A 13,665-nucleotide genomic window follows, 5' to 3' on the forward strand; every position below is an offset into this window, starting at 1 on the left:
GTCCCATAATGAAACGACGGTACCATGAAAGGGTGAGCGTGCCCTACGAGTCGAGCGGCCGGACCGCGCAGAAGTCGCGAACCCGTCAGGCGCTGCTCGCCGCCGCCCGCGAGCTCCTGCTCGCCGGCCTCAGCCCGAAGGTCGAGGACGCCGCGGAGCACGCCGGCATCTCCCGGACCACGGCGTACCGGTATTTCCCCAGCCAACGCAGCCTGCTCCTGGCCGCGCAGCCCACCATCGCGCCCGAGACGCTGCTGCCGGCCGACGCGCCCACCGATCTCCGGGGCCGCCTCGACGCGCTCATGACCGCGTTCACGGACTACAACTTCACCTGGGAGCCCCAGCTGCGTACCGCTCTGCGGCTCTCCCTGGAACCGGGCGCCGACCGGCCGGTGCTCCGCCGGGGCCGGGCGATCGGCTGGATCGCGCAAGCCCTGACGCCACTGCGGGAGACCCGTCCGGACCTCGACGTCGAGCGGCTCGCGACCGCGATCCGCTCCGCGACCGGCATCGAGACGCTGATCTGGCTCGTCGACATCGCCGGCTACACCCGGGAAGAAGCCGCCGCCACCGTACGCGCCACCGCCCGGGCGCTGCTGGACGCCGCGCTGACCGGCGCGGCCGAGGCGGGCGTGGCGAGCGACCGGCGGCGGGGGCGGAGATCGGCATAGGATCGCCGCATGGAGGCCACCTATTTCTTCGATCCGGCCTGCCCGTTCACCTGGCGCACCTCGCGGTGGCTGGTGAGCGTGGCCCCGGAGCGCGACGTGACGCTGCGCTGGCGCGCGTTCAGCCTGTCCATCCTCAGCGGCGGCAACGCCCCCGAGCAGTACAAGCCGATGATGGCCGCGTCCAGCAAGGCGCTGCGACTGGTGGAGGCGCTGCGGGCCGATCGCCGCGACGGCGACATCGCCGCGTTCTACACCGAGCTGGGCAACCGGACGCACGAGGCCGGCGTGCCGCTGAGTGACGACATCGTGGTGCAGGCGGCCGAGGCCGCCGGGGTGGTGGATCCCAAGACCATTCTGGACGACGCCTCCTGGGACGAGGCGGTCCGCGAGTCGCACGAGCTGGCGTTCGGCTCGGCCGGCCCGGACATCGGCTCACCCGTGCTGATGGTGGAGGGCGCCGGGCGGGGCGTGCACGGGCCGATCATCGGCGAGGTGCCCGGCCGCGACGAGGCCCTGGCCATCTGGGACGCGGTGGTGCCGCTCGCCCGCAGCGGCACCTTCTTCGAGCTCAAGCGTGGACGGTCTTGATTCCTCGGTTTGCGGTGACGGCGCGACGGGGTAAAGGCGTCGCGCCGTCAGCCGTCACAGGGAGCCCGTCATGAACGAACCGCACGTCACTCTGGACCCGACCACCCTGAGCCCGGTGACGGAGAAGCTTCGCGGGCCGCTCGAGCAGCAACTGACCTCCGCGCTGCAGGCGGCGACCGAGCGCGTCGCGCACGACTACTCCGGCGAGCCCGCTGAGGAGGTCGCGCACGAGCTGCTCGACGAGACGAAGGCCGGCCTGCACCAGGACATCGCCGCCGGCTTCGTCCCGGACCAGGGCGAGCTGCGCCGGGTCGCGGAGGCCATCGTCCACGAGAACTGACGGTCAGCTCATCCGGTGGAGCGCCGACCGCAGCCGGGCCACGTCGCGGCGGCGGCGCTCCAGGGTGGTCGCCAGGCCGAGCAGCAGTAGCCCGGCGACCGCGAGCGGGATCCACCGCGGCAGCAGGTCCCAGACCAGGATTCCCTCGTGCAGGGCGACCAGGATCAGCACCGAGCCGCCCGCCACGACGGGCGCCTGCAGCCGGGCGTGCGCCCCGGCGACGACCACGGCGAGCGCCGCGACGCCGAGCAGCAGCCGGCGGATCGGTTCGCCGTCGCCCGTCAGCACCGAGGCGAGCGTGGGCAGCAGCGCCGCGGCCAGCGCCGGGCCGTAGGCGGCCCAGCTCGACAACCCGGCCCGGTGCCGGCGGGCCAGCCATCCGGCCAGCACCGCGACGGCCGCCGCCGGGATCGTGTACGCCTCGACGACCGCGACCTGCTCCGCGGCGAGCAGCAGCCACCAGCCGCCCACCTCCGCCGCCGCGGCCGCCACCACATGGGTCCGGCGGCCGGCCGCGTCGCGGATCAGCGCGCGCAGGCCGAGCGCGACGCCCCACAGGGTGCAGACGGCTGCGGCGTACCGCGGGGAGCCGGCGGTCAGCAGCAGGGCGACGATCGCGCCACCGTGGGCGGCGGCCTGCAGCATCCAGCCTTCGGCCGTACGCCGCCGCAGGAGCACACCGGTCGCGAGGACCACGGCCGCCGCGCCGAGCACCACGAAGGCCGTACCGGTCAGCGGCAGGCCGGCCGTTCGCCCGGCGGTGGCGGCGACCACGTACGCCGACGCCGCCGCACCGAGCCATCCCGCGATCCGCACCGCGGCCGCGCGACCACCGGCGCCGATCACCACACCCGCGACGAGCGTCGCGCCGAAGGCCACCAACGTGGTCACGTCCGTGGCGGGCGACGCCGCGAGCGCCGCGCCGAGCAGCGCGGCCGAGACGACCGCCAGTGCGGCGGACCGGAGGGCGTCGCCGCGCAGTGCGGCGATGAGCAGGCCGGCCAGGCCGGCGACGAGGCTCGCCGCCCCCGTCCACGGCCAGGGCGCGCCGGCCGCCGCGGTGGTGAGGACGGCGGTGAGCGCGACGACCGGGGCGGCCGCCCAGAACGCGTTCCGGCGGGCGTGGATCCCGGCGGCGACCGCGAGGATCCCCATCGCGACCACGTTCGCGACCGGCACGTCAGCGGTCCACCGGGCGCCCGAGTGCAGCCACGGCCCGGCGAGGACGAGCAGGAGGCTCTCGGCCGAGGCGGCGAGGAAGGCGAGCCCGAGAACCGCGGCGGCGGCGCCGGCGAGGACGCGGTGCATCGGGGCGGTGAGCGCGACGAGCAGCAGCCCGGCCGCCGCGTAGACGGCCGCGGAGTCGCCGGCGGCCTGCGCCCACACCGGCGTGGTCACGAGCACGGCCAGCGCCACGCCCGCGGGGAAGCCACGACCGATCCGGTACGCCGCCACGACCAGCACCGCCGCCACGCCCAGGATCACGCGGCTCTGCACCACCGGCGACCAGGGCAGGGCCGCCGGGGCCGCCAGCGTCAGCAGCCCCACCGAGACCATCGTCACGGGCAGCCACGGCAGCAGGGCCGCAGCCCCCGCCGCGAGGATCACGATCATCGTGGGCAGCCGCCAGTCGGCGTCCCCGTTCACCCTCGCCACCAAGGTGGCCAGCACGGCGACCACGGCCGGCACGCCGAGAGACGCCAGCGCGGCGAGCCGCGGTCCCCGCCGTACCGTTGCCGGCAGCAGCCGGACCCCGCCGGCCAGGACCGCCACGACCAGCGCGATCAGCACCGGTGAGAGGCGCTCACCACCGGCGACCGCGGCGAACCGCCCGGCCACGATCGCGACCGCCACCACGACGATCGCCGACGCCCACCCGGTCGCGGTACGCGCGAGCACCGCCGCCGCCAGCAGCACACCCGCCGCGGCGACGAGCGACGTCCCCGCCGTCGCCACCCGGGCCGGATCGTCCGTCAGCACCAGGCCGGCCAGCGCGCAGATCCCGGACACCGCCACGGCCAGGCCCCCGAGCACGTACGCGGCGACGGCCAGCGGCGTCATCGCCCCGCGACGCAGGTGGACGACCGCGAGGTTCACGACCGCCACGGCGGCCCACGTGTACGCCCACCCCGCCGCGCCCGGGTGGAACGGCGCGACCAGCAGCGGCAGCACCGGCTGGGCCACGAGCAGCGCGGCGAACCGTGGCGTGGTCAGGCCGGTGACGTGCTCGTACCCGGCGGCCACCGCGGCGGTCACCGCGCACACCGCCCCGGCGTATCCGAGCGCCGAGTAGTCCGCGACGCCGAACAGGTTGACGTACCAGGCGGCGTACCCGTCGAGCAGGATCAGCAGCAGGCCCACCGCGGCGACGGTCTCGGCGGTGGCCTTGAGCCGGCGGCGCAGCGCGGCCAGCGGCGCGGCGAGGGCCACGACGGTGACCACCGCGAGCAGGCCGGCGCGGCCCCGCACCCCGAACTGCGACCACGCCACCGCGGTGAAGACGATCGCGGCGACCGCCAGCAGCAGGCCGCCGAGCACGAACAGCGAGTTCTGCACGAGCCGGGTCGAGGCCTCGGCGGTCGCGGTGGTCATCGGGGCGGTCATCGCCGGCGCGTGCGCGGGCCGCGGCGCGACCCGGGCCGCGGCGGCCACGGCGGCCCGCACCCGGGACGCGGCCGCCTCGCGCCGGGTCCAGGCCCGGCGCAGCGCGCCGTCGGCCGCGGTCACCGCGTCCCGGGCGGCGGTGAGCCGGGCCGTCAGCACGGAGATCTCGGCGTCGAGGCGGACGACCTCCACGGCGTCGGCGTCCGGGCCGCGGCCGCAGCCGGGGCAGCCGGTGGTCGAGGACGCTTCGGTACGGCAGTACGGGCACGGGTACGAGGTCACGCGGTTGATCCTTGTGGTGGCGGCCGCCGGCTTCCTGAGTCGTCGTACTCAGCCGGGGCTAGGTGGTGTACCAGGCAGCAGTGTCCGGCGGGAGGGTCCCGTCGTCGCCGACCGGCCCGCTGGCCAGCAGCAGCCGGGCGTCCCGGACGCCGGGAGGCGCCGCGGCAGGCCGGTCGCCGGCGTTCACCACGCAGACGAAGCCGGGGTCGCGGCCGAAGGCGAGCACGTCCCCGCCGGCCGGCAGCCAGGTCAGCGTGCCGGCGCCGAGAGCGGGCAGGGCGGCCCGGTGGCGCAGCGCCTCCCGGTAGAGCGACAGCATCGACGACGGGTCGCCGGCCTGCCGTTCGACGGTCAGCTCCGCCCACCCGGCCGGCTGCGGCAGCCAGGACGCGGCGCCCGGGCCGAAACCGTACGAGGGTTCGGTGCCGGACCAGGGCAGCGGCACCCGGCAGCCGTCGCGGCCGGGCTCGATGCCACCCGTACGGTGGAAGGTCGGGTCCTGGCGCACCTCGCCGGGCAGGTCCTCGACCTCGGGCAGGCCGAGCTCCTCGCCCTGGTAGACGTACGCCCCGCCGGGCAGGGCGAGCATGAGCAGCGCCGCGGCCCGGGCCCGCCGCACGCCGACGGCGCCGCCGCCGTAGCGGGTGACGTGCCGGGTGACATCGTGGTTCGACAGCACCCAGGTCGCCGGGGCGCCGACCTCGGCGAGCTCGGTCATGCTCTCGTCGACGGCGGCCCGCAGCGCGCCGGCCTCCCACGGCGCCACGAGGAAGGTGAAGTTGAACGCGGTGTGCAGCTCGTCGGGGCGCAGGTAGCGGGCGAGCCGCGCCGGGTCCGCCACCCAGATCTCGCCGACGAAGGTCCGGTCCCCCGGGTACGCGTCGGCGATCCGCCGCCAGCCGCGGTAGACGTCGTGCACCTCGTCGAGGTCCCAGTGCGGGTGTCCCTCGACGGCCTGGCCGCCGGTGGCGTACCCGGCGCCGAGGTCCGGCATCTCGGGGTCCTTGGCCAGGCCGTGGGCGACGTCGATGCGGAACCCGTCGACGCCCCGGTCGAGCCAGAACCGCAGGATGTCGTGGAACTCGGCACGCACCTCGTCGTTGGTCCAGTCCAGGTCGGGCTGCTCCGGGGCGAACAGGTGCAGGTACCACTGCCCCGGGCTGCCGTCGGCCTCGGTGACCCGGGTCCAGGCCCGCCCGCCGAAGTTGCTCATCCAGTTGTTGGGCGGCGCTGAGCCGTCCGGCCCGCCGCCGTCGCGGAACAGGTAGCGGGCCCGTTCCCGGCTGCCGGGCGGCGCGGCCAGCGCGGCCCGGAACCAGGGATGCCGGTCGGAGGTGTGGTTGGGCACCAGGTCGACGATGATCCGCAGGCCGTGCGCGTGGGCGTCGGCGATGAGCGCGTCGGCGTCCGCGAGGGTGCCGAAGCGGGGGTCGACGTCACGGTAGTCCGAGACGTCGTACCCCGCGTCGGCCTGCGGCGACGGGTAGAACGGGTTCAGCCACAGCGCGTCGACGCCCAGGTCTCGCAGGTACGCCAGCCGGGACCGGACGCCGGGCAGGTCGCCGATCCCGTCGCCGTCGGAGTCGGCGAAGCTGCGGACGTACACCTGGTAGATCACCGCGTGGCGCCACCACGGGCCGTCCGGGCTCATGGGTCCTCCCGTCCCTGGGATGGGTACCGGCCGTCAGTCGGTGGCGAGCAGGTTCTTGCCGGACGACGGGTCGAACAGCTGCATCTTCGCCGTGTCGTACCAGAGCCGCGCGGTGGTGCCGCGCCGGACGTCGGACGCGGCGTCCAGGCGGGCGGTGATGGACATGCCACCGCCGCGCAGGTCGTTGCCGGTGTCCTTGGCCAGATCCTCGAGGTCGGCCGAGTGCGCCGCCTCGCCCGTGACCGTGAAGTACGCGTAGACGTCCGACCCCATCGCCTCGACGATGTCGATCGGCGCGTCGAAGGTCGCCCCCGGCTTGTCGCCGACCATGGCGGCGTCCTCGAAGTGCTCCGGCCGGATGCCGACGATCAGGTCGCGTTCGGCGGTCGTGCTCTCCAGCGCCTGCCGGACCCGGGCGGGAAGCTCCGCCTCGCCGAGGGCGGTCACCACGGCTCCGCCGCGCAGCTGCCCGGGCAGGAAATTCATCGACGGGCTGCCGATGAAGCCGGCCACGAACAGGTTGGCGGGTTTGGCGTACAGGTGGGCCGGGGTGCCGACCTGCTGCACCACGCCGGCGCGCATGACCACGACCCGGTCGCCGAGGGTCATGGCCTCGGTCTGGTCGTGCGTCACGTACAGCGTCGTGGTGCCCAGCGATTTCTGGATCCGGGCGATCTGCGTGCGCATCTGGACCCGCAGCTTGGCGTCCAGGTTGGACAAGGGCTCGTCCATGAGGAAGGCCTTCGGCGAACGGACGATGGCGCGACCCATGGCGACGCGCTGCCGCTGCCCGCCGGACAGGTTCGCCGGCTTGCGTTCCAGATGGTCGGTCAGCTCCAGCATCTCCGCGGCCGCGTCGACCTTCTGCCGGATCGTCGCCTTGTCCATGCCGGCCAGCCGCAGCGGGAAACCCATGTTCTCCCGTACGGACATGTGCGGGTACAGCGCGTACGACTGGAAGACCATGGCGATGTCACGGTCCTTGGGCGCCTTGTCGTTGACCACCTGCCCGTCGATCAGCAGCTTGCCGGCGGTGATGTCCTCCAGGCCGGCCACCATGTTGAGGGTCGTGGACTTCCCGCAGCCGGACGGGCCGACCAGGATGATGAACTCGCCGTCGGCGATGTCGAGGTTGAAGTCGTCCACGGCCAGCGCCCCGTCGGGGTACCGCTTGACGACATGGTCCAGAACGATCTCGGCCACTTTCCGCTCCTCAGCCTTTTACCGCGCCGGAGGTCAGCCCGGCGACGATGCGCCGCTGGAAGACCAGCACGAACAGAACGATGGGGATGGTGATGACCACGGCGGCGGCCGCGATCGGTCCGGTCGGTTTCTCGAAGGTGGTGGCGCCGGTGAAGTAGCTCATCGCGGCCGGCACCGTGCGTGCCTGCGACGTCGAGGTCAGCGACAGGGCGAACAGGAAGTCGTTCCAGCACGCGATGAAAACCAGGATCGCCGTGGTGAACACGCCCGGCATCGCCAGCGGGGTGATCACCTGACGGAAGGCCTGGTACGGCGTGGCGCCGTCCATCTTCGCCGCCTTCTCCAGGTCCCACGGGATCTCCCGGAAGAACGCGGAGAGCGTGTAGATCGCCAGCGGCAGCGCGAAGGTGATGTACGGGATGATCAGCCCGGGCCACGTGTCGAACAGCCCCAGCGCCGTCTCGATCTTGAACAGCGGGGTGACCAGCGCGATCTGCGGGAACATCGAGACCAGCAGCGCCATCGCCACGATCGCCTTCTTGCCCGGGAACTGCAGGCGGGCGATCGCGTACGCGCTCATGGTGCCGAGCACGATGGCCACCAGGGTCGCGATCAGGCAGATGCCGATCGAGTTGATCAGCGCCCGGATGAAGTCCTCGTTGCGGAAGATCGCCGAGTAGCTGGCGCCGGTGGGCGACGTCGGGAAGTAGTTGCCGTCGTTGAGCGTCTCGCTGTCCTTGAGCGACAGCGAGACCAGCCAGAACACCGGGATGAACGCGTACAGCAGGACGATGGTGTTGATCCCCCACCACATCAGCTTGCGGTTGGTCGTCACGGGTTGCACGGCTACCGCCTCCCCTCGGTGTCGGCTCCCGGTGCCGCCGCGCCGAAGAGCTTGATGAACAGGAACGCGATGATGCCGGTCGTGATGAAGATCAGCACCGACATGGCGGAGCCGATGCCCAGGTTCAGCCCGCGGATCAGGTTGCTGTACGTCACCATCGACACCGAGCTGGTCTCGTTGGACCCGCTGGTCAGGATGAAGATGTTGTCGAAGATCCGGAACGCGTCGAGCGTGCGGAACAGCAGCGCCACCAGGATGGCCGGCTTGATCAGCGGCACGGTGACCAGCCAGAACCGTTTCCACGCCGAGGCGCCGTCCATCGACGCGGCCTTGAGCAGGTCCTCGGGCACCAGCGCGAGCCCGGCCATGAGCAGCAGCGCCATGAACGGGACTGTCTTCCACACCTCGGCCAGAATGATGATCATGACCGAGGTGCCGAACTTGGTCAGCGGCGCCGACCCGGTCGGGGCCAGCCAGCCCAGGTCCGCGGTCCAGGCGAAGCGCCAGGAGAACGCGGCGACCACGGTCACGATCGCGTACGGGATCAGCGCGGACGTGCGTACCAGCCCGCGCCCGACCAGCGTGCGGTGCATGACGACCGCCAGTGCCATGCCCAGGACCAGCTCGAGGGCCGCGCTGACCACGGTGATGAGCGCGGTCACGCCGAAGGCGGTCCACCAGATCGGGCTGGACAGCACGGTCACGTAGTTCTCGAACCAGATGAACTGGTTGTCGCCGGGCCGGCGCAGGTCCGCCCGGTTGAGCGACAGCCAGAACGCGTACAGCACCGGGTAGGCGGTCACGGCCAGCATCAGGATGACCGCGGGCGCCACCAGCAGCAGCCCCAGCTTGCGTTCGGCCCGCTTGGCCTCGGTGAATCGCTGACGGGCGATCTGGGTGGTCTCGTCCTCGATGGAGACGGAAGCGGCCTCCGCGGCCGCCGAGGTCGGCGTGGCGGTCACGGCTGAGCCTCCTTAGCCATGCCCTTCTGGCCTTCGCCTGCGGCCGGGGTAGGCAACTTACGGAAATGCCGCTCGGTGCAGGCGGTCATGGCAGGATCCCCTTGCCCTCGATCGCGGCCCGGATCGCCTTGCGCAGCTCGTCGGCGGACTTCTGCGGGTCGATGTCCCGGGGCGGCGACAATGTGGTGGAGACGATCGTGGAGATGTTCTGGTAGACCGGCGACACCGGCCGTGGCACGGCGTTCTTCAGCTCGGCGAGCATGACGTCCTTCATCGGGTACGCCTTCGTGAACTCGGGCGTGTCGAAGACGGTCGCCAGAGCCGGCACGTCACCCGCATCCAGCGCGGCACTCAGCGCGTTCTTCTCGTTGCGCAGGCACATCCCCGCCTCGAAGGCCTCGGCCGGGTGCTTGCTGTACTTGCTGATCGCGTAGTTCATCCCGCCGAGCGTCACCCGCGGCGGCCCGCCGTCGATCGAGGGGTACGGCGCGAAGCCCAGGTCGGGGACGAGGTCCGGGTTCGCGTCGCGCATGGCGCTGAGCACGTACGGCCAGTTGAGCGAGAACGCCGACCGGCCCGCCTGCAGGTCGGCGAAGACCTCCGGCTCCTGCGCGTTCGACAACGACGAGCTGGTGACGCCGGAGGTGGCGAGCCGTTTCATCAGCGCCAGGGCCTGCACCACCTTCTCGTCGATGGTCGGCGCCGTACTGTCCTCGTTGACGAGCGTGCCGCCGGACATGGTGACCAGGTTGTTGATGTTGACGACGTAGCCCTCGTACTGGGCGGCGGTCAGGCCGATCTCGTACGGCTTGCCCTGCGCCTTGAGCTGCTCGGCCATCGAGATCATCTCGTCGAAGGTCTTCGGCGGGGTGGGCACCAGCGACTTGCGGTACCACAGCAGCTGGACGTTGGTGGTCCGGGGAATCCCGTAGAGCTTGTCCTTCCACGTGGCCGTGTCGATCGGCGGCTGCAGCGTGTCCTTGGTGGCCTGGGCCTTCTGGTCGCCGGTCAGCTCCCGGATCCAGCCCGCCTCGGCGAACTCGGCGGTCCAGGTCACGTCCATGCCGAGCAGGTCCATGCCGTCGTCGTGCGCGGCGAGCCGGCGGACGAACTGGTCGCGCTGGCCGTCGGCGTCGCTGGGCAGCAGGTTGCCGACGATCGTGTACCGCCCGGCGGCCGCCTTGTTGCAGTCGGCGATGATCTTGTCGAAGCCGGTGCCGCTCGCCCCGCCGTACAGGTTGACCACGGTCCCCCCGGGACCGCTCGAGCAGGCCGCCATCGATGTCATCAGAACGGCCGCACCGAGGGCCGCTGTCCATCGTGACGGGTGTCCGCGTACCGCTGTCGGATGGTGAAGCCTCATCGAGCCCTCCGTCCGTCACACGCCGTTATGACGTAGATCACAGTTACCTCAGCCTGCCAGATTCCCCACCGAACCGCGAGTCAGGAACCGGTCACGCGTCGAACAATCTGCAGGTACGGCTGCTGGACACTATGACGATTTAGCCGCCCAGCCGGTCCAGCGCCGCACGGCGATCCGAAGGAACGGCCCCGGCGGAGTCGCTTCCCGGTATTGCGGATACTTGGCGATCAGCGCGGGCTCCGGCTCGGCGACGACGGTGGCGACGCCATCGGCGCGGACCCACCACAACAGCGACCAGTCCTCGTCGTAGTGGTCGGCGAGCACGCTCACCCGCGGCTCGTGGGCGATGTTGACCAGCCGCTGCAGCGCGCGGTGCCGTTTCGGTTTCGCGTCGACCGCGGTGTGCACGACGTCGCCTGCGAGGGCGAAGACGATCGGTACGAGATGCGGGGCGCCGTCCGGGGTGACCGTCGCAAGCCGGGCGACCCGGGCGGCGGCGAAGCGCTGCTGCGGGGTCACCGGTGCAGGTCGAGGATCAGGTCGACGACCAGGGCCGTCCAGCCGGTCTGGTGCCAGGCGCCCAGGCCGGCGCCGTTGTCGCCGTGGAAGTACTCGGGGAAGCTGACCAGGTCCTTCCAGTCCGGGTGGGTCTGGAAGAGACCGCAGGCGCCGTAGATGGGGCGGCGGCCGCCGGCGTCCGGCAGGAAGAGCGAGACCAGGCGGCGGGAGAGGTCGTCGGCGACACGGCCCAGGGGCATCTTGGTCTGCGCGCCGGTCGGGTATTCGACCAGCAGGTCGTCGCCGAAGAAGGCGGCGAACTCGCGCAGCGCCTCGATGAGCAGGTAGTTGACCGGCATCCAGACCGGGCCGCGCCAGTTGGAGTTGCCGCCGAACAGGCCGCTGGTGCTCTCCGCCGGCTCGTAGCCGACCGTGAAGTCCGAGCCGCCCAGCGACACCGTGAACGGCTTCTCCAGGTGGGCGCGCGACAGCGTGCGCAGGCCGTACGGGGAGAGGAACTCCTCCGGGTCGAGCATCCGGGCGAGGATGCGCAGCAGCTGGTCCTGGCCGACCATCGACAGCAGGCGCTGCTGGCCGCCCGCCCGGGACAGCCTGCGCGCGCTGATCACGTCGGCGTGGTCGGGCTGATCGGCGATCAGCCAGCGCAGCCGGGCGGCCAGCTCCGGCAGGCGGTTGAGGGTCGCCGCGGTGAGCCGGGTGGTCGCCGCGAGCGGGAGCAGGCCGACGATCGAGCGGGCCTTGAGCGGCATCCGGTGGCCGTCGGGCAGCCGCAGCACGTCGTAGAAGAAGCAGTCCTCGTCGTCCCACAGCCCCTGCCGGTACGCGGCCTCCGCGATGTACGCGAAGTGCTCGAAGAACTTGGTCGCCATGTCCTCGTACGTGCGGTCGTGCAGGGCGAGGCGGATCGACATGTCGAGCAGGTTGAGGGCGTACATGGCCATCCAGCCGGTGCCGTCGGACTGCTCGAGGACGCCGGCGACGGGCAGGGCCGCGGAGCGGTCGAACGGGCCGACATTGTCCAGGCCCAGGAAGCCGCCCTCGAACACGTTGTTGCCGCCGACGTCCTTGCGGTTGACCCACCAGGTGAAGTTGAGCAGCAGCTTGTGCATGACACGAGCGAGGAAGTCGTGGTCGCGGCCGCCGTCGATCTCGAACACCCGCAGCGCCGCCCACGCGTGCACCGGCGGGTTCACGTCGCCGAACGCCCACTCGTACGCCGGGATCTGGCCGTTGGGGTGCATGTACCACTCGCGCAGCAACAGCAGCAGCTGCGCCTTGGCGAAGCCGGGGTCGACGCGGGCGATGGTGACGCAGTGGAACGCCAGGTCCCAGGCCGCGTACCAGGGGTACTCCCAGGGGTCGGGCATGGAGATGACGTCGAAGCTGTTCATGTGCCACCAGGCGTTGTTGCGCCCGTAGCGCCGGCCCGGCGGCGGTGGCGCGGAGCCCGGGTCGCCGTGCAGCCACTGCTTGACGTCGAAGTGGTAGAACTGCTTGCCCCACATCAACCCGGCGATGCCCTGCCGGGCGACGGCGGCCTCCTCGGCCGTCGCCGACGCGGGGATCAGCTCGGCGAAGTACGCGTCGGCCTCGGCCCGGCGGGCGGCGACGACCGCCGCGAAGCCGTCGCCGAGGTCGGGCTCGATCGGCTCGTCGCTCTCGGTGAGGCGCAGCCGGATCTGCCGCGTCTCCCCCGGCCCCAGCGTGACCCGGTAGTGCAGGGCGCCCTTGGTGCCGGTGCCGGCCGGGTTGACCGTGGGCGCGCCGGACACGAGGAAGTCGTTGATGCCGTCCTTGGGGAACATGCTCGTGCCGGGCAGGCCCCACAGCCGCTGCGAGTTCGTCTCGTTGTCGCACATCAGCGCCGGGGCATCGGCCTCGCCGGCCAGCGTCAGGTGCCCGAGGCTGCGGTGCTCACCGGCGATCCGGCCCGGCGTACCCGTCAGGACCGGGACGTGCCGGTTGGGCAGGCCCCACGACCAGGTGTTTCGGAACCACAGAGTGGGCAGCACGTGCAGGGTGGCCTCGTCGGGACCACGGTTGGACACGGTGACCACGATGCACAGGTCCCGCGGGGCGGCCTTGGCGTAGTCGACGGTCACGGCCCAAAACCGGTCGTCGTCGAAGACGCCGGTGTCGACCAGCTCGTACTCCGGCTCGTCGCGCGAGCGGCGGCCGTTGACCGCGACCAGCTCGTCGTACGGGAAGGCGGCCTGCGGGTAGTGGTAGCGCCAGCTCATCCACGAGTGGGTGGGCGTGGAGTCCCGGTACCACCAGTACTCCTTGACGTCCTCGCCGTGGTTGCCGCCGTCGCCGCCGAGCCCGAACATGCGTTCCTTGAGGATCGGGTCCTTGCCGTTCCAGAGGGCCAGGGCGAAGCAGAACGTCTGCCGGTCGTCGCAGACGCCGGCCATGCCGTCGTCGTTCCACCGGTACGCCCGCGAGCGCGCGTGGTCGTGCGGGAAGTAGTCCCAGGCGGTGCCGTGCTCGCTGTAGTCCTCGCGCACGGTCCCCCAGGCCCGCTCGGCGACGTACGGGCCCCAGGCACGCCACGGCTGCTCCCCGGAGTCCGCCTGCGCCAGGCGCTCGCGCTCCGCCGCCCCGCCGTCGCTCACCCCCACACCCGAACCCTAGCCGA

11 protein-coding genes are annotated in these 13,665 nt (G+C 72.1%); 3 read left to right on the plus strand and 8 right to left on the minus strand.

Annotated elements, in window-relative coordinates; translation table 11 throughout:
- Window positions 1-32 precede the first annotated feature (32 nt).
- From AB0K03_RS09080 to AB0K03_RS09090, 3 genes are all read left to right on the plus strand, one after another.
- A complete protein-coding gene (locus tag AB0K03_RS09080) occupies window positions 33-671 on the plus strand; it encodes a TetR family transcriptional regulator (protein WP_364682339.1) in 639 nt (212 codons plus the stop codon).
- 9 nt (window positions 672-680) lie between these two features.
- On the plus strand, window positions 681-1,259 hold the full coding sequence (locus tag AB0K03_RS09085; RefSeq protein ID WP_364682341.1) for a DsbA family protein: 579 nt from the start codon (window positions 681-683) through the stop codon (window positions 1,257-1,259).
- Between the two features lie 70 nt (window positions 1,260-1,329).
- Window positions 1,330-1,599, plus strand: a complete 270-nt coding sequence (locus AB0K03_RS09090) for a hypothetical protein (RefSeq protein ID WP_364682343.1) — start codon at window positions 1,330-1,332, stop codon at window positions 1,597-1,599.
- Between the two features lie 3 nt (window positions 1,600-1,602).
- Here the strand turns inward: AB0K03_RS09090 and AB0K03_RS09095 are convergent, their stop codons facing one another.
- From AB0K03_RS09095 to AB0K03_RS09130, 8 genes are all read right to left on the minus strand, one after another.
- Window positions 1,603-4,485 carry an SCO7613 C-terminal domain-containing membrane protein gene (locus tag AB0K03_RS09095; RefSeq protein ID WP_364682345.1) on the minus strand — a complete coding sequence of 961 codons (2,883 nt, stop codon included), beginning with the start codon at window positions 4,483-4,485 and terminating at the stop codon, window positions 1,603-1,605.
- Window positions 4,486-4,543: 58 nt separating this feature from the next.
- Entirely contained in the window at window positions 4,544-6,136 is a 1,593-nt protein-coding gene (locus tag AB0K03_RS09100) for a glycoside hydrolase family 13 protein (protein WP_364682347.1), read from the minus strand.
- A gap of 33 nt (window positions 6,137-6,169) precedes the next feature.
- Window positions 6,170-7,339, minus strand: a complete 1,170-nt coding sequence (ugpC, locus tag AB0K03_RS09105; protein WP_364682349.1) for a sn-glycerol-3-phosphate ABC transporter ATP-binding protein UgpC — start codon at window positions 7,337-7,339, stop codon at window positions 6,170-6,172.
- Window positions 7,340-7,349: 10 nt separating this feature from the next.
- Entirely contained in the window at window positions 7,350-8,153 is an 804-nt protein-coding gene (locus AB0K03_RS09110; protein ID WP_364682458.1) for a carbohydrate ABC transporter permease, read from the minus strand.
- Window positions 8,154-8,185: 32 nt separating this feature from the next.
- Window positions 8,186-9,097 carry a sugar ABC transporter permease gene (locus AB0K03_RS09115; protein WP_364682460.1) on the minus strand — a complete coding sequence of 304 codons (912 nt, stop codon included), beginning with the start codon at window positions 9,095-9,097 and terminating at the stop codon, window positions 8,186-8,188.
- 133 nt (window positions 9,098-9,230) lie between these two features.
- Window positions 9,231-10,433 (minus strand): ABC transporter substrate-binding protein, encoded by a 1,203-nt coding sequence (locus tag AB0K03_RS09120; protein ID WP_364682351.1) that lies wholly within the window; start codon window positions 10,431-10,433, stop codon window positions 9,231-9,233.
- 204 nt (window positions 10,434-10,637) lie between these two features.
- Entirely contained in the window at window positions 10,638-11,027 is a 390-nt protein-coding gene (locus tag AB0K03_RS09125; RefSeq protein ID WP_364682353.1) for a TIGR03668 family PPOX class F420-dependent oxidoreductase, read from the minus strand.
- Window positions 11,024-13,648 (minus strand): MGH1-like glycoside hydrolase domain-containing protein, encoded by a 2,625-nt coding sequence (locus AB0K03_RS09130; protein ID WP_364682355.1) that lies wholly within the window; start codon window positions 13,646-13,648, stop codon window positions 11,024-11,026. Before AB0K03_RS09130 ends, AB0K03_RS09125 begins: the two co-directional genes overlap by 4 nt.
- Window positions 13,649-13,665 lie beyond the last annotated feature (17 nt).

The sequence above is a fragment of the Actinoplanes sp. NPDC049316 genome (assembly GCF_040677315.1).
GTDB lineage: Bacteria > Actinomycetota > Actinomycetes > Mycobacteriales > Micromonosporaceae > Actinoplanes.